Here is an 883-nt window from a genome sequence, read left to right as displayed (position 1 = left end):
GTATAATCCCTCTCACAATTATGTTATATTTAATATTGAAAATTTAGCTCTTTACAGTTCTGAAGAAGGAGTACCCCATGACCCAATTTGTCTATAAGCAAATTATTGACGACCTCAAAATGAAGATTTTTGCAGGACAGTTTGCCGATATGAGACTACCGGATGAGCGCAGTCTTAGCGAAACCTACCAGGTAAGCCGCAGTTCCATCAAACGCGCACTGATGAAGATGGAGAACTCGGGAATTATTTTCAAAAAACGGGGTTCAGGCACCTTTATCAACCCGTTATACATAAAAAATGAATCGATCTTTAATTACGAGGGCTCCAATCTGGGGGTCACCGACAACTTTCAGATGCATGGCAAAAAGCCTAAGGTGAAAGTACTGGATTTCGAGGTGATCCGGCCTACGGAAGAGCTGCAGCGGGATTTGTTCCTGCAGCCCCATGATTTTGTATACAAAATCGTGCGCCTGCGCTTATTCGATGACGAGCCGTTCATGATTGAGACGGGCTACATTCCGATCAAGATTGTTCAGAATCTGGACCAGACGATTATCGAAGGATCGATCTTTCATTATCTGGAGGAGTCGCGGAACCTCGCGGTAACCAAGTCGTTTTTGTCTATTTTTGCTGAGCCTTCGGGCGCTAATGATCAAGAACTGCTCCATCTCCAGGAGAATGAGCCAGTAGGGATTATGGAAGGGATTTTCTTCCTGGATAATGGCACTCCCTTCGAGTTCTCTCATATGCGCTTCCACTACAAATATCTGAAATTCAACACGTTCGTATCTGTACAATAACGTTTCTTATGATCAGGCCGGGGAATATTCCCTGGTCTTTTTTGTGTTTTCAGGCATGCATACAATGATACATATAGTTACAT

1 protein-coding gene is annotated in these 883 nt (G+C 43.4%); it reads left to right on the top strand.

What is annotated here, in order from left to right:
* Positions 1-77: 77 nt before the first annotated feature.
* A complete protein-coding gene (locus A3842_RS12015) occupies positions 78-800 on the top strand; it encodes a GntR family transcriptional regulator (protein ID WP_074088763.1) in 723 nt (240 codons plus the stop codon).
* Positions 801-883 lie beyond the last annotated feature (83 nt).

The sequence above is a fragment of the Paenibacillus sp. P3E genome (assembly GCF_001909045.1).
In the GTDB taxonomy this organism is placed as follows: Bacteria; Bacillota; Bacilli; order Paenibacillales; family Paenibacillaceae; genus Paenibacillus_AQ; species Paenibacillus_AQ helianthi.
The sequence above is the reverse complement of the archived record's forward strand: the minus strand, read 5'-3'. Positions and strand labels throughout refer to the sequence as shown.

Coding starts and splice junctions, on each gene's coding strand:
- A3842_RS12015 (WP_074088763.1), top strand. CDS start 78: ATGACCCAATTTGTCTATAAGCAAATTATTGACGACCTCAAAATGAAG.